At 65.6% G+C, this 21,291-nt stretch carries 16 protein-coding genes; 8 read left to right on the top strand and 8 right to left on the bottom strand.

The features are described from left to right. Positions 1–2 precede the first annotated feature (2 nt). From AC0J5J_RS02675 to AC0J5J_RS02660, 4 genes are all read right to left on the bottom strand, one after another. Positions 3–1,160, bottom strand: coding sequence for a MurT ligase domain-containing protein (locus AC0J5J_RS02675; protein ID WP_134423362.1), 1,158 nt, complete (start codon positions 1,158–1,160; stop codon positions 3–5). Positions 1,161–1,273: 113 nt separating this feature from the next. Next, positions 1,274–2,584: an RNA polymerase sigma factor gene (locus AC0J5J_RS02670; RefSeq protein WP_134423360.1), complete on the bottom strand. Its 1,311-nt coding sequence runs from the start codon at positions 2,582–2,584 to the stop codon at positions 1,274–1,276. 231 nt (positions 2,585–2,815) lie between these two features. Then, the gene (locus tag AC0J5J_RS02665) at positions 2,816–4,150 is read right to left on the bottom strand and encodes an MFS transporter (RefSeq protein WP_134423358.1); all 1,335 of its coding nucleotides are present in this window, start codon (positions 4,148–4,150) and stop codon (positions 2,816–2,818) included. 75 nt (positions 4,151–4,225) lie between these two features. After that, positions 4,226–5,149: a proteasome assembly chaperone family protein gene (locus tag AC0J5J_RS02660; RefSeq protein ID WP_474900181.1), complete on the bottom strand. Its 924-nt coding sequence runs from the start codon at positions 5,147–5,149 to the stop codon at positions 4,226–4,228. A gap of 96 nt (positions 5,150–5,245) precedes the next feature. Here AC0J5J_RS02660 and AC0J5J_RS02655 point away from each other — a divergent pair, with 96 nt between their 5' ends. The 3 genes from AC0J5J_RS02655 to AC0J5J_RS02645 all read left to right on the top strand — a co-directional run bounded on the left by AC0J5J_RS02655 (position 5,246) and on the right by AC0J5J_RS02645 (position 9,687). After that, positions 5,246–6,733, top strand: coding sequence for a leucyl aminopeptidase (locus AC0J5J_RS02655; RefSeq protein ID WP_134423356.1), 1,488 nt, complete (start codon positions 5,246–5,248; stop codon positions 6,731–6,733). Between the two features lie 103 nt (positions 6,734–6,836). Beyond that, positions 6,837–8,207, top strand: coding sequence for a dihydrolipoyl dehydrogenase (lpdA, locus tag AC0J5J_RS02650; protein WP_134423354.1), 1,371 nt, complete (start codon positions 6,837–6,839; stop codon positions 8,205–8,207). 70 nt (positions 8,208–8,277) lie between these two features. After that, positions 8,278–9,687 (top strand): 2-oxo acid dehydrogenase subunit E2, encoded by a 1,410-nt coding sequence (locus AC0J5J_RS02645; protein WP_134423352.1) that lies wholly within the window; start codon positions 8,278–8,280, stop codon positions 9,685–9,687. Between the two features lie 50 nt (positions 9,688–9,737). Here the strand turns inward: AC0J5J_RS02645 and AC0J5J_RS02640 are convergent, their stop codons facing one another. Beyond that, on the bottom strand, positions 9,738–11,279 hold the full coding sequence (locus AC0J5J_RS02640) for a hypothetical protein (protein ID WP_474899380.1): 1,542 nt from the start codon (positions 11,277–11,279) through the stop codon (positions 9,738–9,740). A 111-nt stretch (positions 11,280–11,390) separates the two neighbouring features. On the opposite strand from AC0J5J_RS02640, the gene lipB reads away from it, so the two are divergent. From lipB to AC0J5J_RS02625, 3 genes are read left to right on the top strand one after another with little or no spacing between them, the layout of a single operon-like run. Continuing rightward, the gene (gene lipB / locus AC0J5J_RS02635; protein WP_134423348.1) at positions 11,391–12,026 is read left to right on the top strand and encodes a lipoyl(octanoyl) transferase LipB; all 636 of its coding nucleotides are present in this window, start codon (positions 11,391–11,393) and stop codon (positions 12,024–12,026) included. Then, positions 12,023–13,012, top strand: coding sequence for a lipoyl synthase (lipA, locus tag AC0J5J_RS02630; protein ID WP_134423346.1), 990 nt, complete (start codon positions 12,023–12,025; stop codon positions 13,010–13,012). The genes lipB and lipA overlap by 4 nt, the downstream gene beginning before the upstream one ends. A gap of 48 nt (positions 13,013–13,060) precedes the next feature. Then, positions 13,061–13,771, top strand: coding sequence for a DUF4191 domain-containing protein (locus tag AC0J5J_RS02625; protein WP_134423344.1), 711 nt, complete (start codon positions 13,061–13,063; stop codon positions 13,769–13,771). A gap of 62 nt (positions 13,772–13,833) precedes the next feature. Here AC0J5J_RS02625 and AC0J5J_RS02620 read toward each other — a convergent pair whose 3' ends face one another. Continuing rightward, entirely contained in the window at positions 13,834–14,274 is a 441-nt protein-coding gene (locus AC0J5J_RS02620; protein WP_134423342.1) for an RDD family protein, read from the bottom strand. Between the two features lie 143 nt (positions 14,275–14,417). Between AC0J5J_RS02620 and glnA the strand changes: the two genes are divergently transcribed. Next, entirely contained in the window at positions 14,418–15,842 is a 1,425-nt protein-coding gene (glnA, locus tag AC0J5J_RS02615) for a type I glutamate--ammonia ligase (RefSeq protein ID WP_134363786.1), read from the top strand. A gap of 77 nt (positions 15,843–15,919) precedes the next feature. Here the strand turns inward: glnA and AC0J5J_RS02610 are convergent, their stop codons facing one another. Together AC0J5J_RS02610 and AC0J5J_RS02605 are read right to left on the bottom strand one after the other, a co-directional pair. Continuing rightward, positions 15,920–18,955 (bottom strand): bifunctional [glutamine synthetase] adenylyltransferase/[glutamine synthetase]-adenylyl-L-tyrosine phosphorylase, encoded by a 3,036-nt coding sequence (locus AC0J5J_RS02610; RefSeq protein WP_134423340.1) that lies wholly within the window; start codon positions 18,953–18,955, stop codon positions 15,920–15,922. A gap of 21 nt (positions 18,956–18,976) precedes the next feature. Then, entirely contained in the window at positions 18,977–20,314 is a 1,338-nt protein-coding gene (locus AC0J5J_RS02605; RefSeq protein ID WP_134363788.1) for a glutamine synthetase family protein, read from the bottom strand. Positions 20,315–20,415: 101 nt separating this feature from the next. On the opposite strand from AC0J5J_RS02605, the gene panB reads away from it, so the two are divergent. After that, positions 20,416–21,288: a 3-methyl-2-oxobutanoate hydroxymethyltransferase gene (panB, locus tag AC0J5J_RS02600; protein WP_134423338.1), complete on the top strand. Its 873-nt coding sequence runs from the start codon at positions 20,416–20,418 to the stop codon at positions 21,286–21,288. Positions 21,289–21,291 lie beyond the last annotated feature (3 nt).

Raw genomic sequence — 21,291 nt, 5'->3', positions numbered from 1 at the left:
TCCTAGGCCTCACTGTTCGTGGCGAGACCCAGATGGGCCCGAGTGCGGCGCATCGAATCTGCGGAAAAGATGATCGTCTTCATCCCGGTCGATGGTTCGGGGAGGGCCAGAAAATCATCCAGTGCCCGACCGAGGTCTGGTTCGATGCGGTCGACGACAACGTCGTCGTAGGTCAGCTGCAGGGCAATGTCCTGTGCCTTCGACCCGGAGGCGATCCGGACCCGGCCGAGTCCGGATGTGTTGACCGGCCAGAAATAGGACGGGTCACGCACATCGGATCCGATCGCGATGAGGATCTGTTCTGTTCCTGATTCGAGACTGTCCACGTTCAGCTGGAAACTGGCCGGATTCTGGACGAGAACAAATTCAACCTCCTGGCCGCGAACGGTGACGATCTCACCGCGGCCGAACACCGGCGGGATCGCCGAGATGGCATCGATTGCAAGACCTGCGTCGAAACGGTCACCCAAGGCAGCCTGCGCGGTGCACAGTGCCGTCAGCGCGTCCACGGCGTAGTGGGTGCCGCGTGCCGGCAACCGCAGCGGCAGTTCCCGACCGGAAATGCTCACCGTGGCGTTCCGACCGTGTACCTGGGTGAGGAGCATGCCCTCCCCCGCCTCGAGACGGTCGACCGTCGTGGCGCTGTAGCCCAGGCCCCGGGGATTGGCCGCGAGTACTTCAGCGGAGACGCCATAGCGTGCAACGGCGGCGGACCCGTCGAGTTGGGCGACGAGATTCGTCAAGTACTGGTCGTCAGCATTGATGACCACGGTCCCGGTTGCCCGGGCCGCGATCTTGACCAGCATGGCCGCGACCATGTCCGAGTCGTGGAACCGATCAATCTGGTCGACCATGACGTTGGTGAGCGCGACGATCCGCGGAGTCAGCGTCCCGGAGATGAGGGCCCCGTGTCCCTCATCCATTTCGAGTACGGCGATATCCCCCGCGATGTGCCCGCTGAGGCTCGCCTGCTCGAGCAGGGCGGAGGTCAGTCCCTGACTGATGTTGGCCGTGGACTGGTTGGTGAAGACCACCGATCCGTGCGCGCGCAACGCCGCCACCAACATTTTCGTGGTGGTCGATTTGCCGCTTGAACCGGTGACGATGATCAGGCCGCCGGGGAAGCTGTTGAGGGTTCGGGAAAGGAAGCCGGGGGCCACCTTGTTGACGACGAGTCCCGGGACGGCGGAACCGCCCCCAGGCTTCCTCCATCGGGCCAGTTTCCGTACGACTCGTCCCAGGAGAATCGCCGGCGCGTAGCGCAAACCGCTCTCTATTCGAGGTAGTCGCGTAGGGACTGCGACCGGGAGGGATGACGCAGTTTGGCCATGGTCTTGGACTCGATCTGACGGATGCGCTCACGCGTCACCCCGAACGTGTCGCCGATCTGGTCGAGGGTCTTCGGCATGCCGTCACCGAGGCCGAAGCGCATGCGGATGACGCCGGCTTCGCGCTCAGAGAGGGAGTCGAGCAGGCTCTCCAACTGCTTCTGCAACATGGTGAATCCGACGGCATCCGCGGGGACGACGGCCTCCGTGTCCTCGATCAGGTCGCCGAACTCGCTGTCGCCGTCCTCGCCGAGCGGAGTGTGCAGGGAGATGGGCTCGCGGCCGTACTTCTGGACCTCGACGACCTTCTCCGGTGTCATATCGAGTTCGCGACTCAACTCTTCGGGCGTGGGCTCCCGGCCGAGGTCCTGAAGCATCTGGCGCTGCACCCGGGCGAGTTTGTTGATGACTTCGACCATATGCACCGGGATACGAATCGTGCGAGCTTGGTCGGCCATGGCACGGGTGATCGCCTGACGGATCCACCAGGTGGCGTAGGTGGAGAACTTGAAGCCCTTGGTGTAGTCGAACTTCTCGACGGCACGGATGAGGCCCAGGTTGCCTTCCTGGATCAGGTCGAGGAACTGCATTCCGCGGCCCGTGTAACGCTTGGCAAGCGAGACGACCAGGCGGAGGTTCGCGCCGAGCAGGTGGCTCTTGGCGCGGGCGCCGTCTTTGGCAACCCACATGAGCTCCCGGCCGAGGGCGCTCTTCTTCTCGGCGTCGGTCATCTGCGACATCTTGTCTTCAGCGAAGAGTCCGGCTTCGATTCGCATCGCCAGCTCAACCTCTTCGGCGGCGTTCAGCAGGGCAACCTTGCCGATCTGCTTCAGGTAGTCCTTGACGGGGTCCGCCGTCGCGCCGGTGATCGCACTGGAGTAGACCGGCACCTCGTCGTCGTCGTCGACCAGGGAGAGAACCAGGGCACCGCTCGGAAGAGCCTCGGCTGAAGCCGCTCTCTTCTTCTTGGCCTCATCAGAGTCGTCGTCGGCATCCGTGTCGTCGCCGTGAGCAGACTCATCATGGTCGTCCGACGCCGGCTTGGCCTTGGCCTTCGTGCTGGCGGCGCGCTTGCGCGGCGCGGGCTTCTCTTCGCCGTTCGCCGCTGCGGCGGCTGCCGCAGCAGCCTTGGCCAGAGCGGCCTTCGTCGGCTTCTTGGCGGCGGCCGCCTTGGGCGGCGCCGCAACGGCCTCCGGAGCGTCTTTTGTGCTCACGGTGGGCTCTTCGGTCTGCTCGATTTTTGTACGGGTTGCCATTCGAACACCTCTCATGCCGGGGCGTGGACGCCGGCGGCGCTGCCAGACCGGTCCCGACCGAGTGGGTCTGGCGGGAGGTGAGCCTGAGCAGTGTGGATTTTGGGCAGTACTAGGACCCATGTCAAGTCCTGGGATACTCGCACCGGCATCACGGCCGGTGCTCCCAGGTCCAGAACGGGCCCTATTGACAATTATTGCATGCTTTGTGTATGAGACAAGCCAGGCGGAGGACTATTCCGGTCGTTGCCGCCGACGCCATGCGCGCGCCACGGCGACCCAGAGCGGAGCGACCTCGAGTCCCTCGTCGCGGGAAAGCTTGGTGCGAGTGCGGGTTCTGGCACGCAGAAGGAATACCACCCCGATTCCCACCACGAGGAACTGCACGGAGAAGGCGACCCGGAAGGAGCTCAGTGAGTAGAGGTCGGACTCCGCTCCCCCGGCAACCCGCCACGATTCCTGCAGATCGAGCAGGAGCCCGATGAGATAGACCATCACGAAGCTGGCGGTGAAGCCGCCCACGTTCACGACACCGTTCGCCGACCCGTGGTTGCGTTGGGGATTGAAAGTGCGCGCGAAGTCGAAGCCGATGAGCGATCCAGGACCGCCCACGCCGAGAGCGATCAACAGAAGAACCATGAGCCAGAACGGCGGTTCCCCCGGCCACAGCAGGACGGCAGCCCAAGCGGTACCCATCATGGTGACCACACCGAGCACGATGTTGCTGCGGCGCAGCGGGAAGCGGGCTGTCAGAATGCCCAGAATCGGCCCACATATCATCCCTGCGCCCACCAGGACCATGAGCATCGCGGCGGCCAGCGAGGGATCGTAACCGAGCCCGTAGACCATGAAGGGGAAACCCCAGAGCAAAGTGAAAACCGTTCCCGAGGACTGGGTGACGTAGTGCGACCAGAAGCCGAGCTGGGTGCCCGGGCGCTTGAAACTGTGCTTGAGCTGCACCAGCGCGGAACGCCAACTGTTGGGCCGGTTCTCGATGGACGCCCGGTCCGGCTGATCACGCACGACCACGATCACAACGACGAGAGCCACGACCGCGACGGAAGCGGCGGAGAGGAACGTCGTCGTCCAGCCCCAGGTGTGCAACACCCAGGCCAGCGGCACGGCCGACAGGACTTGACCGAGCTGACCGATGTTTCCGAGCCACTGCGAAAGCTGCGGGACGATCCGACCGGTGAACCAGGATGAGATCAGCCGAATCATCGAGATGAACAGCGCCGCGTCCCCGGCCCCGACGAGGATGCGCCCGATCACGGCGACGGAAATATCCGGGGCGAAGGCCAACGTGATTTGCCCGAGGACCATGAGCGACGTGCCCGTGATGATCAGCACGCGCGCGCCGTATCGATCGATCAGAACGCCCACCGGAATCTGGGCGGCAGCGTAGACCGCGAGCTGGACCACCGCGAGGCTGGACAGCAGCGCGGCGGAACCGCCGAACCGTTCGGTCGCCGCGACGCCGGCGATACCGAGGGATGAGCGCTGCAGGACAGCAGAGAGGTACGCGAACGACCCGACGTAGAAGATCAACCAGGACCGGCGCGAGTTCATTGCCCCCAACTTACTCGCGTGTCACTGGAGCCGGATTCACGACGCCGCTATGCAGGCGTCAAACCCTGGGTTTGATCAGGCCGGCGAACCGTCGTCCCTGCTCCGCCGGGTGGCCAGAAAATTTTCCAGCTCGGCGGCGATCTCATCGGCACTGGGCAACTCGCCGTCTTCATCCGTCAGCGGTGAGTGCAGCGTGCTGCCCTCCATGTAGGTGTCGTAACGCTCCTCCAGTGTGGTGACCAGCTTGGCCAGCTCAGGATTGTCGCGAACCTGTTCGTCGATGCGGGCAACGAAGTCCCGATTCTGCTCTCGCACATGGTCGGTGGGGAAGATCAGTCCCGTGGAGGCGCTCGTGCTGTCCAGTGCAGCCAGGGCAGCCAGGGGAAACTCGGTGTCCGCCAGATAATGAGGGACCAGGAGCACGAACCCCGCGACAGAGGCACCGCTCTCCTGAAGCCTGAATTCAAGCAGGTGAAGAGCGTTCGCGGGCACCTGCGTGTGGGGACGCCACACGGACATGTTCTCAATCAGATCGGTTCGATTACCGCTGACGGTCACGCCGATGGGGCGCGTGTGCGGAACCGGCATCGGAATCGCATGCACCCAGGTGGTCGAGGCCACTCTGAAGTGCCGCTCGATCTGCTGAACCGCCGCGGTGAACTGCTCCCAGCGGAAGTCCGGCTCGAACCCGGCGAGCAGCAGGAAAGGCTGCCCGATCTCGTCTCTGGCCAAATACAGTCGCAATGCCGGAGGCTGATAGTCGGTGAGATGATCCTGGTCGAAGTAGATGATCGGACGTCGAGCCCGAAAGTCCAGAAGCACGTCAGCGTCGAAGGACGCGACGACGGTGTGCTCGAGGGTGGCGAGGAGATACTCGGTGAACTGAGAAACCGCACCGCCCGCATCCGCGAACCCGGTCAAACCCGCGACAAGGTGGAGCCCTTCCGGGACGTTCGAGGCGTCCGTGCTCAGCTCGTAGATGTCACCGGGATCGCGCATGTCATTAACTGTAAGCGCCAATTTTGGCCGTGTGCGGGAATCGGCGCCCACACCGTGATGCCCAGAGCGAACAGGCCCGGCGCGTACGATCAGGGGATGACTGCACCTCGCCTGACCATATCCGCTGGACCCGCCCTGGAATCGGAGGTGGACGTTCTCATCGTCGGCGCTCTCCAGTCCGGTGATTCCGCCACGCTGTTCGCCGACCCGGCCTTCGCTGTCCTCGCGGGCCAGCTCGCTCCGCTGGGGATCACCGGCGGACGCGACCAGGTCGTGCGCCTCACCGCCTCCATCGGCGCCGCTCGGAGCATCGCCGTCGTCGGAATCGGCAAGGAAGCCACCATCGACACCCTGCGCCACGCTGCCGGGTCCGCCGTCCGCCAGCTCACCGGGGTCACCTCGGTCGCCTTCGCTTTCCCCACAACCTCGGATGCTGAAGTTGAGGCAGTGCTGGAGGGTGCGGCACTCGGCGCTTACTCCTACACCGCCTACCGTCAGAGCTCACTTGCCGCGACAAAGTTGCCGGCTCAGGAGATCACTGTTCACGCAGCCGATGAGCCGTCCGGGGCCGCCGAGCGCGTCACCGTGATCGCAGACGCGGTCAACCTGGTCAAGGACCTGGTCAACATGCCCCCGTCCGACCTGTACCCCGACTCTCTGGCCCGCCAGGCCGTCGACGCCGCGGTCGGCCTCCCCGTCGATGTGAGGGTCTGGGACGAAGTGCAGCTCGCCGCCGACGGCTTCGGCGGCATCGCGGGCGTCGGACAGGGATCGACGAGGCCTCCTCGCCTGGTCAAGGTCAGCTACTCACCCGAGGGAGCGACGCAGCACCTCGCTCTGGTGGGCAAAGGCATCACCTTCGACACCGGCGGACTCTCTCTCAAGCCGCCGGCATCCATGGTCGGGATGAAGTACGACATGACCGGGGCGGCCACCGTCCTGGCCGTGACCCTGGCGGCCGCCCGTTTGAAGCTGAACGTGCGGATCACCGCCTGGCTCTGCATCGCGGAGAACATGCCCTCCGGCTCGGCCATCCGGCCCAACGACGTGTTACGGATCCGCGGGGGGCGAACGGTCGAGGTGTTGAACACGGATGCCGAGGGACGTCTGGTCCTGGCCGACGGGCTTGTCGCCGCCGGCGAAGAGAACCCGGACGCGATCGTCGACGTCGCCACCCTGACCGGCGCCGCTCTGGTAGCCCTTGGCACCCGGTACTACGCCGCCATGGGTGAGGACGCCCTGGTCGCCCGGGTACTCACTGCCAGCAAGTCGGTCGGTGAGCTGGTATGGCCGATGCCGCTGCCCGAGGAACTCCGCCCCCTGCTCAACTCGGACGTGGCCGACATCGCTAACGCCAAAATCGGCAGCGCCCACGGCGGCATGCTCCTCGCCGGCGTTTTCCTTCAAGAGTTCATCGGCACGCGCGGCGACGGTGACGCCGCCGAGACGATCCCGTGGGCGCACCTGGACATCGCTGGTCCTGCGCACAACACGGGCAGCGCCTGGGGCTTCACGAATGCAGGTCCGACCGGAATCTCGGTTCGGACACTGTTGCGACTGGCGGAGGACTTTTCGCGCCCGTAGTACAGTCGAGTGGGCGACAAATCTCGCCCACTCTTTGCCTGCCCGGAGGCGTCTTCTCGCACTGGGCGGTCCAGGTGGTGATGATGCATAAGGGAGTATCTGGGTGTCGGAACAGAATTTTGACCTTGTCGTTCTCGGCGGCGGAAGCGGCGGCTACGCAGCCGCGTTGCGTGCCGTTCAGCTCGGCCTCACCGTTGGCCTGATCGAAAAGGGAAAGCTCGGTGGCACCTGTTTGCACCTCGGCTGCATCCCGACCAAGGCGCTCCTGCACTCCGCCGAAGTTGCCGACGTCAGTCGTGAAGCGGCTAAGTACGGCGTCAAGACGCAGTTCGACGGCATCGACATGCCGGCAGTCAACGCGTTCCGCAAGAGCATTGTCGCGTCGAAGTACAAGGGGCTGCAGGGCCTGATCAAGTCGCGCGGCATCACCGTCATCGAAGGCGAAGGTCGCCTGGTCGCACCCAACACGGTTCAGGTCGGCGAAGACACCATCGTGGGCAAGAACGTCGTGCTCGCGACCGGTTCATACTCCCGCTCGCTGCCGGGGCTCGCCATCGGGGGCCGCGTCATGACCAGCGAACACGCCCTCGAACTCGAGTTCGTTCCCCAGAAGGTTGCAGTGCTCGGCGGCGGCGTCATCGGTGCCGAGTTTGCGAGCGTGTGGAAGTCCTTCGGCGCTGACGTGACCATCATCGAGGCACTCCCCCACCTGGTCCCGAACGAGGAAGAATCCATCTCCAAGCAGCTCGAGCGCGCGTTCCGCAAGCGCGGCATCGAGTACTCGCTCGGAGTCCGATTCCAGAGCGTGACCCAGCACGAGAACGGCGTCGTCATCACGCTGGAGAACGGCACTGTCATCGAGGCCGAGATCCTGCTCGTCGCCGTCGGCCGTGGCCCGTCAACGGCAGGGCTCGGCTTCGAAGAGGTCGGCGTCACCATGGACCGTGGCTTCGTCCTGACCGACGAGCGCCTCGCGACGAACATCCCCGGCGTCTACGCCGTGGGTGACATCGTCCCCGGCCTGCAGCTCGCGCACCGTGGGTTCCAGCAGGGCATCTTCGTCGCCGAGGAGATCGCGGGCCTGAACCCGATCGTCGTCGATGATCTCAACATCCCGAAGGTGACCTATTGCGACCCCGAGATCGCGTCCGTGGGCTACTCGGAGGCCAAGGCCGCCGAAAAGTTCGGCGCCGACCAGATCTCGACCTTCGAATACAACCTCGGTGGGAACGGCAAGAGCTCCATCCTCGGCACGAGCGGTTCGATCAAGCTCGTTCGGGTCAAGGACGGCCCCATCCTCGGCGTCCACATGATCGGCGCCCGTGTCGGCGAACTCATCGGCGAGGGACAGCTGGTCGTGAACTGGGAGGCGTACCCCGAGGACATCGCCCCGTTCCTGCACGCGCATCCCACCCAGAACGAGGCGCTCGGCGAGGCCTTCCTGGCCTTGGCCGGCAAGCCTTTGCACGCCTAACCGCCGAGTTTCGGCATCACGACATTCAGAACACCACATACAGACAAATGGCTTTGAAGGAGACAATCGCATGAGCGAATCCGTTAACCTCCCGGCACTCGGTGAGAGTGTCACAGAGGGTACGGTCACCCGCTGGCTGAAGAACGTGGGAGACCGCGTCGAAGTCGACGAGCCGCTGCTGGAAGTTTCGACCGACAAGGTGGACACGGAAATCCCGTCCCCCATCGCCGGCGTGATTGAAGCGATCCTGGTTCAGGAGGACGAAACCGTCGAGGTCGGCACCCCCCTGGTCACCATCGGTGACGGTTCTGCCGCCCCGGCCGCACCCGTCGAGGCGCCGGCACCCGTCGAGGCGCCGGCACCCGTCGAGGCTCCGGCACCCGTCGAGGCTCCGGCACCCGTCGCAGCGCCGGCACCCGTCGCAGCGCCGGTTGCGGCACCTGCACCCGTCGCCGCTCCGGTGACCGCGCCGGCACCGGTGTTCGCGCCGACGCCCGTGGTCCAGGCTCCCGTTGCCACTGCCCCTGCGGCGCCCGCCACTCCGGAGCCCGTTGCGGAGACCGCGTCCCGCGGGTCACACGCCGGAACCTCCGGCTATGTCACGCCGATCGTGCGCAAGCTCGCGAATGAGGCCGGAGTCGACCTGTCCCGAGTTGTCGGTACCGGCGTGGGTGGCCGCATCCGCAAGGAAGACATCGCGCTCGCCCAGGCCGCAGCTCCGGCCGGCACCGCAGCGGAAGCCGCGCCAACCGTCGAGGTTTCCGCCCTGCGCGGGACCACGCAGCCCATGTCCCGCCTCCGCAAGGTTGTCGCTGAGCGCGCCGTCATCTCGATGCAGTCATCGGCCCAGCTGACGACCGTTGTCGAGGTTGACGTCACCCGGATCGCGATCCTGCGCGACGCCGTGAAGGCCGACTTCCACGCCAAGACCGGCAACAAGTTGTCCTTCCTGCCGTTCTTCGCTCTGGCCGCCGCCGAGGCACTCCAGGCGAACCCGATCATCAACGCCACCATCGACGGCGACACGATCGTGTACCCGAGCCAGGAGAACATCAGCATCGCGGTCGACACCGAGCGCGGACTGCTGACCCCGGTCGTGCGCAACGCGGGAGACCTCGATCTGGCCGGTTTCGCGGCGCAGATCGCCGATCTCGCTCAGCGCACTCGCGACAACAAGCTGAAGCCCGACGAACTGTCTGGTGGCACGTTCACGCTGACCAACACCGGTTCGCGCGGTGCCCTGTTCGACACGCCCGTCGTGTTCCTGCCGCAGAGCGCCATCCTCGGCACCGGGGTCGTCTACAAGAAGCCCATCGTCGTGACGCAGGGCGGCCTCGACGCGATCGCAATCCGCTCGACCGTGTTCCTGGCACTGTCCTATGACCACCGCATCATCGACGGCGCGGATGCGTCACGCTTCCTCGTCACCATGAAGCAGCGTCTCGAGGCCGGCGCTTTCGAAGCCAACCTCGGCATCTAGTCGCAGGGCGCCCGATTCGGCAGCAGGAAGAACTGAACCGGACACCCTGACTAGTAGTCGAAAACCTCTCTGATCCGCCAGCCGGCCTCGCCCTTGACCACAAGGACCGAGGCCGGCTGTCGTTCCGGGTCTGGTGCGTGGAGCGAGACCAGCGCGGCATCCCCGGTACGTTCCACAAGTGCAGCGGACCACGTCTCCAGCGGTTCCAGCACGGGTGCCCCGCCGCCCTGCTGCACCATGCGCAGGGCATGCGTGTCTGCGGCCAGGGCAGCCGATTGAGCCTGATGAACGCCATCGAGGCAAATTACTGAGACGTCCTGGAGACAACCCCACCGAAGGCGCAGCAGGACCGAAACAGCGAGAACGGGGTCGTCGCCTGTGATCACCTCGTCGGACGTATCCGCTGGGTCGGCGTCCGCGGACGAGGCTATCGTCGTCGGCGGCGTTGCCTCCGGTGCGCTCATGGTGCCGGGAGCGTCGAGGGCGGTGAGCAACAGCCCGGTCGAAACCACTACCGTTGCGGCTGCGAGCACGAGCGGGCCGCGACGGGCGGAGCGGACGGCGCCGATGAATCCGCCCAGGGCCGCGGGAGGCTTCAACGCTCCAACCCGGCCGACGACGGCGCGAGCGCAGGCGGAGGACGCGCCGACCATCCGTTCCCAACCGGACTCCTCCGCATGGCCGTGCACCGTCGCCGCAGGAGCACTGTTCGTGACCGGGTCCGGGAGCGACCGCCGCAGCAGCTCACCGGACACCTCACTCCGTTTGCCGTCGGCCGGGCCGCGGGCGCGGTCCAGCCGCACCGGTCCTGCATCAGCCCATGCGAAGAGGAGATGTTCGAGTTCGTCGACGGTACCGGCCGGTTCGCCTCGGCCGTGCGGCCCGCACCATCGTTCCACCGCACGTCGTGCCGGTCCGGACGAGGTATCGGGATGCACCTGATCGAGGACGGCGCGCACCAGCTGCCCAACGTGCCCCTGCACCGAGTCGAGAACCTCCGCGCGTAGCGAACCCGGGCCGGGCAGGTCCTGAAGCGCACGGAGTCCGATCAGCACCGGACGGCCGCTGGCGTCGAAGAGAATCGTCGACGGGTTCGGGCCGCTATGCACGAGGCCGTTCGCATGCAGTTCGGACAGGGCCGCAGCGATCGGCGCCAGGATCGTGACCGCTTCACCCGGCTGGATCCAGGGATGGTCCCGCAGGTGCCGGCTGAGTGTCCCGCCCGTGACATGTTCGAGCACCAGAGCGGTGCGGCCGTCGGGAAGGGTTCCCAGGTCTTGCAGGGCGGGAAGCCGACCGGTGCTCAACCTCGTCAACGCCAGAATTTCGCGTTCGACCCCTGACTGGTCAGAAACGGGTCGGAACACCTTCAGGACCACGGGAGCACAGCGGTCCGTCGGCTCCGGCGCGGCCTCGCCGGTGCCCGTGGCGGCTATGCGCTCGGGGGCAACGCCAACGTAGAGATCGGCGAGGTCGCTGGACGCGAGACGTCGCAGCACCCGGTACCCGGCGATCAGCGTCAGGGTGTCCGTCGGATCGGCGGACGCTGAAGGTCTGGTGGGGCTGCGTGGACGTCGTGGCCGAGTTCTCATGCAGGAATACTGGACGGGCCGAATCGTCTGCGGCCCGGCCCGGGGTTCCGTGCGGGGACACCCGGGCCACGATCTCCGTGGGGAGGAGGGGCCGGGGATTAGGATGGCTGCATGCTCGACTTTGTCGTCGCGGGGCTAAGCGCCAACTCCGTGCCGTATGTTGAGGGCCTTGAGCTCCAACGCGCAGTCCACCGTTCCGTCGTCTCCGGAGAGAGGCCGGACACCGTCATTTTCCTCGAACATCCGAGTGTGTACACCGCGGGGAAGCGAACCTCTCCCGACGAGAGACCCACCAACGGCACCCCTGTCATCGACGCGGACCGCGGTGGCAAGATCACCTGGCACGGGCCAGGCCAGCTCGTCGGCTATCCGATTTTGCGCCTCCAGGAGCCGGTCGACGTGGTCGGCTATGTGCGCCGCCTCGAGGGAATCCTGATCGACGCGCTGAGCGACGTCGATGTCGTCGGCCGCCGGGTTCCAGGCCGGTCCGGCGTCTGGGTCGGCCCGGTCGGACAGGAGAACAAAATCGCCGCTATCGGAATCCGCGTTGCGGAAGGAGTGACCATGCACGGCTTCGCCCTCAATTGCAACAACTCGCTCGAGCCCTACGAGCACATCATCGCCTGCGGAATCACGGATGCCGGAGTCACAACGGTTTCGGCCGTCATCGGCCGCGACGTGAGCCCCGTCGAACTCATCGCCCCCATCACGTCGCGCTTCCAGTCCAGCCTGGCGGTGACGGCATGAGCGCGGCACCCGAGGGTCGCAAGATGCTCCGACTTGAAATTCGCAATATGGAGACCCCGATCGAGCGAAAGCCCGCCTGGATCAAAACGGTGGCGCGGATGGGGCCCGAATATCGCAAGCTCCAGGACCTCGTCAAGGGTGAGAATCTGCACACCGTGTGTCAGGAGGCCGGCTGCCCGAACATCTTCGAATGCTGGGAGGATCGCGAGGCAACGTTCCTGATCGGTGGATCACAGTGCACGAGACGTTGCGACTTCTGCCAGATCGACACCGGTAAGCCGGCGGAGTACGACACGGATGAACCTCGCCGCGTTGCTGAATCCGTCGTGAAGATGAACCTCCGGTACGCCACCGTGACGGGCGTGGCCCGCGACGACCTGCCTGATGAGGGGTCCTGGCTCTATGCGGAAACCATCCGCCAGATCCACCGTCAGAGTCCGGGAACGGGTGTTGAAATCCTGGTTCCGGATTTCTCCGGCAATCCAGACCATCTGGAAGAGGTATTCTCCGCTCTCCCCGAGGTGTTCGCGCACAACGTCGAGACTGTTCCACGCATCTTCAAGCGTATCCGCCCCGCGTTCCGGTATGACCGGTCGCTTGACGTCATCACCCAGGGTCGCAAGGCCGGCCTGATCACGAAGTCGAACCTCATCCTCGGCATGGGCGAAGAGCGATCGGAAATCAGCCAGGCCCTGCAGGACCTGCACGATGCCGGCACCGACATCATTACGATCACCCAGTACCTGCGGCCCAGCGCACGTCATCTGCCTGTTGCCCGATGGGTGAAGCCCGAGGAGTTCGTCGAGCTCAAGGAGGAGGCGGAGGCCATCGGGTTCCTCGGCGTGCTCTCTGGTCCCCTGGTGCGATCCTCCTACCGGGCGGGCCGCCTCTGGGCGCAGTCCATGCTCGCGACGGGCCGGGAGGTTCCGCCGCAACTGCGCCACCTGGCGGATGCCTCCCTCGGGTTCGCCCAGGCGGTCTCCTGACCCGAAATCGGTCACCCTCCAGGCGGGTGACTCGGTAGTCTTGGAACCATGGCACGCAGCAAGGACAAGACTCCCCGCCCCCCCAAACAGCCCGGCCGCCTGAAGCAAATGTGGCAGGTGTTCCAGATGACGCGGCGCTACGACTCGAAAATCGTGTTGTTCATGATTCTCGCGTTCGTGGTGCCCGTCACGGTCGCCGTCGGACTCGCCCTCATTCTGTCCCCCGGCAACATACTCAACCTCGTGTTGTGGGCCATTTCGGGCGTGCTCGCCGGCATCCTGGCCATGCTGATCATCCTGGGACGGCGTGCCGAGAAGGCCGCGTACTCCCAGATCGAAGGGCAGCCCGGAGCCGTGGGCGCCGTGCTGCGCAGTTCGCTCAAGCGCGGCTGGGTAGGCAGTGAAATGCCCGTAGCCGTCAACGGCAAGACCCAGGACGCCGTTTACCGCGCGGTCGGCCGGGGCGGGGTCGTGCTTATCAGCGAGGGCCCGCGGACCCGCACGGCGCGCATGCTCGAGGAAGAACGACGTATGGTCACCCGGCTGGGTGGCAGCATCGCCATCACGGTCATCAGTGTCGGTCCAGACACCGACGCCGTCCCCTTGCACAAGCTGGCCCGCCGTCTCACGCGGATCAAGCCCACGCTGACCAAGGCCGAGGTGCTCGCCGTGAACAACCGGTTGAACTCCATGACCAAGAAGCTGCCGATTCCCAAGGGAGTCGACCCGATGAAGGCCCGTCCCCAGCGCGGAAACTAGCCAGGTTCGTAACTCTCGGTTCGGAACTCTCGGTTCGTGACTCTCGCCCGTTCGGGCGGGAGTCAGCTGCGGATGAGAACGGTCCCGGCGACCTTGTCATGGAAACCGCGCTGGTCCGAGTCCCAGACCAGGGCAGGGATCGCAAGACCCAGTAGTACAGAACGCACGATCGGGCGCCACAGGCCCACCCATCCGCGCTGCAGCGGCACGACCCGGAGACCGAACAGCCGGTGGCCGATGCTGCCGCCGATGGTCGGGATGAACACGATCTGCAGTGCGACGAAGAGTCCGGACACGGCGAAACCGTTGACCACACCATCCGGACTGAAGAACAGGACGCCGGCTCCGTAGGCGAGGGCCCAATCGATCACGAGCGCCCCGATTCTGCGCCCGACCCGGCCCACCGAGCGGCTACCCTCATTCGGTAGACCGAGACGCTCCCCCGGCCATCGGCTCGGCGGAAGCTGTCCAAAGGTGGTTGAATTCGAGGCTGCGGCAGACACACGATGAGTCTACCGAGCGGGCCTCGCTGTAACATGTGTGAAACATAAGCGTCACTGCCGGGTAATGGCACGCCAGTAGCCTCAATGGAGCCGCAGTGCGCGACTGTCACGATCAACGCCCACGTCGTTTGGAGTAAAACCGCATGTTCCGCGATTCGTCAGAGGTACTCAAATTCATCAAGGACACCGACGTCAAGTTCCTTGACATCCGTTTCACTGATCTGCCGGGTGTGCAGCAGCACTTCAACATCCCCGCGTCGACCGTCGATGAAGAGTTCTTCACCGTCGGGCAGATGTTCGACGGTTCGTCGATCCGCGGTTTCGCGTCGATCCACGAGTCAGACATGCAGCTGATCCCGGACGTCACCACGGCCTACATCGATGCGTTTCGCACCGAGCGCACGCTCATCATGCTCTTCGACATCTACAACCCGCGCAACGGTGAGATCTACTCGAAGGACCCGCGTCAGGTGGCCAAGAAGGCCGAGAAGTACCTCGCGTCGACCGGCATCGCCGACACGGCTTTCTTCGCCCCCGAGGCCGAGTTCTACATCTTCGATGACGTTCGCTATGAAGTGAACCAGCATTCCAGCTTCTACTCCGTCGACTCCAGCGAAGGCGCCTGGAACTCCGGCAAGGAAGAAGTCGGCGGAAACCTCGCCAACAAGACCCCGTTCAAGGGCGGCTACTTCCCGGTCAGCCCGGTTGACCAGCACGCCGACCTGCGCGATGACATCTGCCTCAAGCTGATCGACGCCGGGCTCATCCTCGAGCGCAGCCACCACGAAGTCGGCACCGGCGGCCAGGGCGAGATCAACTACCGCTTCGACACCATGGTCCACGCTGCGGACGACCTTCTCAAGTTCAAGTACATCGTGAAGAACACGTCGGCCGAGTGGGGCAAGACCGCCACCTTCATGCCCAAGCCCCTCTTCGGAGACAACGGTTCCGGCATGCACACGCACCAGTCGCTGTGGGCCGACGGCAAGCCTCTCTTCTACGATGAGGCCGGCTACGGTGGGCTGTCCGACGTCGCTCGCTGGTACATCGGAGGCCTGCTCAAGCACGCTGCCGCCGTGCTCGCGTTCACGAACCCGAGCGTCAACTCGTACCACCGTCTGGTTCCCGGTTTCGAAGCCCCGGTGAACCTGGTCTACTCAGCCGGCAACCGTTCGGCCTCCATCCGGATCCCGATCACGGGCACCAACCCGAAGGCCAAGCGCATCGAATTCCGCGCGCCGGACGCCTCGGGCAACCCGTACCTTGCCTTCGCCGCCCAGCTGATGGCCGGCCTCGACGGGATCAAGAACCGGATCGAACCGCATGAGCCGGTCGACAAGGACCTCTACGAGCTCCCGCCCGAAGAGGCCAAGAACATCCCGCAGGTTCCGGCGTCCCTCGGAGAAGCCCTCACGGCGCTCGAGAACGACCATGACTTCCTGCTCGCCGGCAACGTCTTCACGCCCGAGCTGATCGAGACCTGGATCGACTACAAGCGTGAGATGGAAATCAAGCCGCTGGCCCAGCGCCCGCACCCGTTCGAGTTCGAGCTCTACTACGGCGTCTAAGCCAGAGCCGACACCGGCAACGACCACAAAGGGCCGCATTCCTTCGGGGATGCGGCCCTCTGTGGTTCCCGGCCTGGTCAGCCGCCGAAGGGGCCGGTGCGTTCCACGGGCCCGTAAAACAGACGCTCGAACACCGATCGAGCCCGGCGGGTCACCGACAGATATTCCTCCTCGAGCTGATTGGCCGAGCCGGGCGGGTATTCCAGAACGCGGGCGACACCCTCGAGCTGCACACGGTCAGTCGGAAGCACGTCAGCGGTCTTGTTGGTCCAGAGCGTGATCGCGGATCTGCAGCGGGACGCGAACATCCAGGCCGCAGTGAGGGTGTCGGCATCCGCTTCCCCCACCAGACCCGCAGCGACCGCGGAGCGCAGTGCGCCGAGCGTCGACGTTGTGCGGAGAGCCGCTTCATCGGCGGCATGCTGGAGCTGCATCAACTGCACGAACCATTCCACATCGCTCAACGACCCCCGGCCCAGCTTGAGGTGGCGGTTGGGATCGGCCCCCTGCGGGAGACGCTCGTTCTCGACGCGCGCCTTGATACGTTTGACCTCACGGACCGCCTGGTCACTGATCGCCTTCGGATACCGCACCTCGTCGGCAACGGCCTCGAAGTCGGCCAGGAGTGCGGGGTCGCCCGCGACTCCTCTCCCCCGCAGCAACGCCTGCGCCTCCCAGGTCAGCGACCAGCGACGGTAGTAGGCCTCGTACGACTCGAGGGAACGAGCAACGGAGCCGTTCTTGCCTTCCGGGCGCAGCCCGATATCCAGATCGAGGGGCAGGCGGTTGTCGTCGGTGAGCCGGGAGAGTTCTTTCACGATGAACTTCGCACGGTCATGGGCAGCCTCGCCGGTCAGGGTCCCCGGTCGGAACACGTACATCACGTCGGCGTCCGAACCGAACCCCAACTCGGAACCGCCGAAGCGGCCCATACCGATCACGGCGAATTCGATGCCGTCCGAACTCGGCCCGTCCACGGCGCCCTCGAGGGTGGTCCCACGGATGGCGGCCAGCACTCCCTGGATGACGGTGGCGGTGACGTCGGTGAGCCCGGTCGCTAACTCGTCGATGCTGACCTGGCCCAGGATCGCCGACATTGCCAGCCGAAGCATCTCCCGACGCCGGGCCGTGCGCAGGATCGACGCGGCGGCGTCCGGGCTCTCATGGCGCGCCAGGACGGCGCGGGCCTCCTCACGGAGTGTGGTGGAACTGCGCGGGCGCAGGTCGTCCTCGTCTTCCAGCCAGGCCACGGACTCGGGGATCGTCTCGAGGAGCTCTCCGACGAACCGGGACGAGGAGAGAACCCGGGTGAGCCGCTCGGCCGCCCCGGAGGAATCGCGCAGCATGCGCAGGAACCAGTAGGTCGTGCCCAGACTGTCGCTGAGCCGCCGGAAGGCCAGCAGCCCGTAGTCCGGGTCCGCGCCCTCGGAGAACCACTGCAAAAGCACGGGCAGAAGGTTGCGTTGGATGGTGGCACGCCGGGATACCCCGCCGGTGAGCGCCGCGATGTGGCCGAGGGCCCCTTTCGTGTTGCGGAAGCCGATCGCGGCGAGTCGCGCTTCGGCCTGAGCACTGGTCAGGTTGAGGCCCTCGGCCGGCAGCGCCGCCACAGCGGATAGCAGTGGGCGGTAGAACAGGCGCTCGTGCAGACCGCGCACGCGGTGTTTGGTGTTCACCCAGCGTGTGGTCAGCTGGGCGGCGTTGGGGGCCAGCCCGGTGGCACGGGCCAGGACCCGCAGGCTCGCCTCGTCGCGCGGCACCAGGTGGGTGCGCCGAAGCTTCTCCAACTGCAAGCGGTGCTCCATGAGTCGGAGGATCCGGTACTCATGGGCGAACTCCGCCGCCTCGGCGCGGCCGACGTAGCCGCTCTCGGCCAGTGCGGTCAGTGCCGGCAGGGTGCCCGCCTGACGGACGGTCGGGTCGGTCTGACCGTGAACCAGCTGAAGAAGCTGCACGGTGAACTCGATGTCGCGCAGCCCGCCGGGACCGAGTTTGAGCTGCACCGCGACTTCGTCGTCGGGGATGTTCTTGGTGACGCGTTCCCGCATCCGCTGCACGGACTCGACGAAGTTCTCCCGGCTGGCGCTGGTCCAGACCTTCGGGGAGACGGCCGCGACATAACGGCCGCCGAGTTCGAGGTCACCGGCCAGAGGACGGGCTTTCAACAGCGCCTGGAACTCCCAGCTCTTCGCCCAGCGGTCGTAGTAGGCCAGATGTGACTCCAGCGAGCGCACGAGGGCGCCGGACTTGCCCTCGGGCCGGAGGTTGGGGTCAACCTCCCAGAGCTCGGGTTCGATGGTCGGCTGGTTCAGGCCGCGCATGAGGAGAATGGCCAGGCGGGTGGCGATGTCGACGGCACGGGGCGCGTCCAACCCGGCTTCGGGGTCTCCTTCGGCGACGAAGATCACGTCGACGTCACTCACATAATTGAGCTCGCCGGCTCCGGCCTTGCCCATGCCGATGATGGCGAGACGGGTTGCGCGCACCTCGGCCACCGGAAAGACACCCCGACCGGCCACCTCACCGGACGTCATGCTGCGGGCGACGGCGAGGGACGCCTCCAGCGCGGCCGCCGCGAGGTCGGCGAGCGTGCGCGCGACGGAGTCGAGGCCGGCAACCGGGTCGACCTGTTCGAGGTCGAATGCGGCGAGCTCCGCGAGACGTCGGCGGTACCGCACCCGCAGCGCCACCCAGCCCGCGTCGTCGATCACCGTGGCGAAGCCGTCCCGGCTGCCGACCGAGTCGAGCAGGTCGGCGGTGAGCTCGGCCAGATCCGGCAGAATCGTGCGTCGCTTCGCGAAGACGGTCAATTCCTCCGGATGGCGCAGGAAGAACTCCGTCAGGCCGCTTGACGCACCGACGACGCGCAGAAGCCGCTGGGTCGGATCCGGCTGGCCCAGCAACGCTCGCAGCTCACGAGGTGCCTGGCGCAATAACGAGACGAGTGCCGCGAGGGCGGCATCCGGGTTCGCCGTCTTGGCCAGCAGCGGAAGGAGGATCCCCGGTTCGGGGCCCCCCAGGTCCACCACTTCCTCCAGTCGGATCCGCACTTCGCGAAGCTCGACGAAGCCCACCCGAGCGAGCTCGGTCAGAGTCAGTTGTTCCCGCGCCATCGGGTCTCGTTTCCAGTGCGGCTAGAGCATCTCGAGGTTCTTGTCGAGCTCGAAGGGAGTGACCTGGGATCGGTACTCCTTCCACTCCTGACGCTTGTTCAGCAGCACGTAGTTGAACACGTGTTCGCCCAGTGTCTCGGCGACCAGCTCGGACTCTTCCATGTACTGGATCGCGTGGTCGAGGCTCGCCGGAAGCTGCCGGTAACCCAGCGCGCGCCGCTCGGTGTCGCTCAGACCCCAGACGTTGTCCTCGGCTTCGGGAGGAAGCTCATAGCCCTCTTCGATGCCCTTCAGCCCGGCGGCCAGCATGAGCGAGTAGGCGAGGTACGGGTTCGCTGCCGAGTCGATGGCACGGTACTCGACGCGGGCGCTCTGGCCCTTGTTGGGCTTATAGAGCGGGACCCTGATCAGCGCTGAACGGTTGTTGTGGCCCCAGCAAACGAAGCTGGGAGCTTCGTCCCCGCCCCAGAGGCGCTTGTAGGAGTTGACGAACTGGTTCGTCACCGCGGTGATCTCCGGAGCGTGCTTGAGCAGGCCGGCGATGAACTGTCGTCCGGTCTTGGAGAGCTGGTACTGGGCACCGGCCTCGTAGAAGGCGTTGGTGTCACCCTCGAACAGCGACAGGTGCGTGTGCATTCCGGAACCCGGATGCTCCGACATCGGTTTCGGCATGAACGTCGCGTAGACGCCCTGCTCGATCGCGACCTCCTTGATGACGGTGCGGAAGGTCATGATGTTGTCGGCGGTGGTGAGGGCGTCCGCATAACGCAGGTCGATCTCATTCTGACCGGGGCCTGCCTCATGATGGCTGAACTCCACCGAGATGCCGAGGTCTTCCAGCATGCGCACCGAGCGCCGGCGGAAGTCGTGGGCCGTGCCGCCGGGAACGTTGTCGAAATAGCCGGCATGGTCCACCGGCACGGGGCCGTTCTTGCCGTACTTGGACGACTTCAGCAGGTAGAACTCGATCTCCGGATGCGTGTAGAACGTGAATCCGCGATCCGCCGCCTTGGCGAGGGTGCGCTTGAGGACGTTCCGTGGGTCTGCCACGGCGGGCTGCCCGTCCGGCGTCATGATGTCGCAGAACATGCGAGCGGTCGGGTCGATCTCCCCGCGCCAGGGCAGGATCTGGAACGTGGTCGGATCCGGATGCGCGAGCACGTCCGCCTCGAACGATCGGGTCAGGCCCTCAATGGCCGAGCCGTCGAATCCCAGCCCCTCGGCGAACGCGCCCTCCACCTCGGCCGGGGCGATGGCCACCGATTTCAGGGTACCGACGACATCCGTGAACCAGAGTCGGATGAACTTGATTCCCCGCTCCTCGATGGTCCGGAGAACGAAGTCGCGCTGCTTGTCCATTCACGCCCTTTCTTGTCGCTCCCTAGGCTACTGTCTGGCGTCGACTCTCGGGCGAAACGAGCCGCCGATCGGCGCGTACCGGCCTTGACTACACTTGGGGCATGCCAGAGTCGACCGTTCCGGATGCCCCCCAGCCCGCCACAGATCTGAATCCCTTCATTCCTGTTCCATCCGGACCCAAACGGGTGCGCACGCGTCATTTTCAGAACGCCAAGCAGCAGGGCATCCCGATCACGGGTCTCACCAGCTACGACATGCTCACGGCCCAGATCTTCGACCAGGCCGGCATCGACTTCCTGCTCGTGGGCGATTCGGCCGGAAACAATGTGTTCGGCTACGAGACGACCCTTCCGGTCACCGTCGACGAGCTCATTCCGCTCACCCGGGCCGTCGCGCGCGCTGTCACCCGCGCGCTCGTCGTCGCGGACATGCCGTTCGGTTCATACGAGACAGGCCAGACGGAGGCCCTGCACACCGCCGTGCGTTTCATGAAGGAAGCTCAGGCACACGCGGTCAAGCTCGAGGGCGGGGTGCGCAGCCACAAGCAGATCAAACGCATCGTGTCCTCGGGGATCCCGGTGATGGGTCATGTCGGTTTCACCCCGCAGAGCGAGCACGGCCTGGGCGGGCACATGATCCAGGGCCGCGGCACGGCCGCGGACCAGCTGATCGAAGACGCCCTCGCTGTGCAGGACGCCGGCGCGTTCGCGGTCGTGCTCGAGATGGTGCCGGCGTCGACGGCGGCGCTGGTGACCGCTCGGCTCGAAATCCCCACCATCGGTGTCGGTGCAGGGCCCGACGTCGACGGGCAGTTGCTGGTGTGGACGGACTTCGCCGGCATGACCGAGGGCCGGGTGCCCCGGTTTGTGAGGCAGTACGCCAACCTGCGCGGCGTGCTGACAGATGCCGTACACCGGTTCAAGGACGACGTCGACTCCGGCGCCTACCCCGGCCCTGAGCACAGCTACGAGTAACGC

It is taken from the genome of Cryobacterium sp. TS_SC_7 (assembly GCF_056156285.1).
This window is presented reverse-complemented; position numbering and strand designations above follow the sequence as displayed.

What these genes read in the sequence shown, in the direction of transcription:
- AC0J5J_RS02670 (WP_134423360.1), bottom strand. Translation starts at nt 2,584, where the DNA reads ATGGCAACCCGTACAAAAATCGAGCAGACCGAAGAGCCCACCGTGAGC.
- AC0J5J_RS02665 (WP_134423358.1), bottom strand. Translation starts at nt 4,150, where the DNA reads ATGAACTCGCGCCGGTCCTGGTTGATCTTCTACGTCGGGTCGTTCGCG.
- AC0J5J_RS02660 (WP_474900181.1), bottom strand. Translation starts at nt 5,149, where the DNA reads ATGCGCGATCCCGGTGACATCTACGAGCTGAGCACGGACGCCTCGAAC.
- AC0J5J_RS02655 (WP_134423356.1), top strand. Translation starts at nt 5,246, where the DNA reads ATGACTGCACCTCGCCTGACCATATCCGCTGGACCCGCCCTGGAATCG.
- AC0J5J_RS02645 (WP_134423352.1), top strand. Translation starts at nt 8,278, where the DNA reads ATGAGCGAATCCGTTAACCTCCCGGCACTCGGTGAGAGTGTCACAGAG.
- AC0J5J_RS02640 (WP_474899380.1), bottom strand. Translation starts at nt 11,279, where the DNA reads ATGAGAACTCGGCCACGACGTCCACGCAGCCCCACCAGACCTTCAGCG.
- lipB (WP_134423348.1), top strand. Translation starts at nt 11,391, where the DNA reads ATGCTCGACTTTGTCGTCGCGGGGCTAAGCGCCAACTCCGTGCCGTAT.
- lipA (WP_134423346.1), top strand. Translation starts at nt 12,023, where the DNA reads ATGAGCGCGGCACCCGAGGGTCGCAAGATGCTCCGACTTGAAATTCGC.
- AC0J5J_RS02625 (WP_134423344.1), top strand. Translation starts at nt 13,061, where the DNA reads ATGGCACGCAGCAAGGACAAGACTCCCCGCCCCCCCAAACAGCCCGGC.
- glnA (WP_134363786.1), top strand. Translation starts at nt 14,418, where the DNA reads ATGTTCCGCGATTCGTCAGAGGTACTCAAATTCATCAAGGACACCGAC.
- AC0J5J_RS02610 (WP_134423340.1), bottom strand. Translation starts at nt 18,955, where the DNA reads ATGGCGCGGGAACAACTGACTCTGACCGAGCTCGCTCGGGTGGGCTTC.
- AC0J5J_RS02605 (WP_134363788.1), bottom strand. Translation starts at nt 20,314, where the DNA reads ATGGACAAGCAGCGCGACTTCGTTCTCCGGACCATCGAGGAGCGGGGA.
- panB (WP_134423338.1), top strand. Translation starts at nt 20,416, where the DNA reads ATGCCAGAGTCGACCGTTCCGGATGCCCCCCAGCCCGCCACAGATCTG.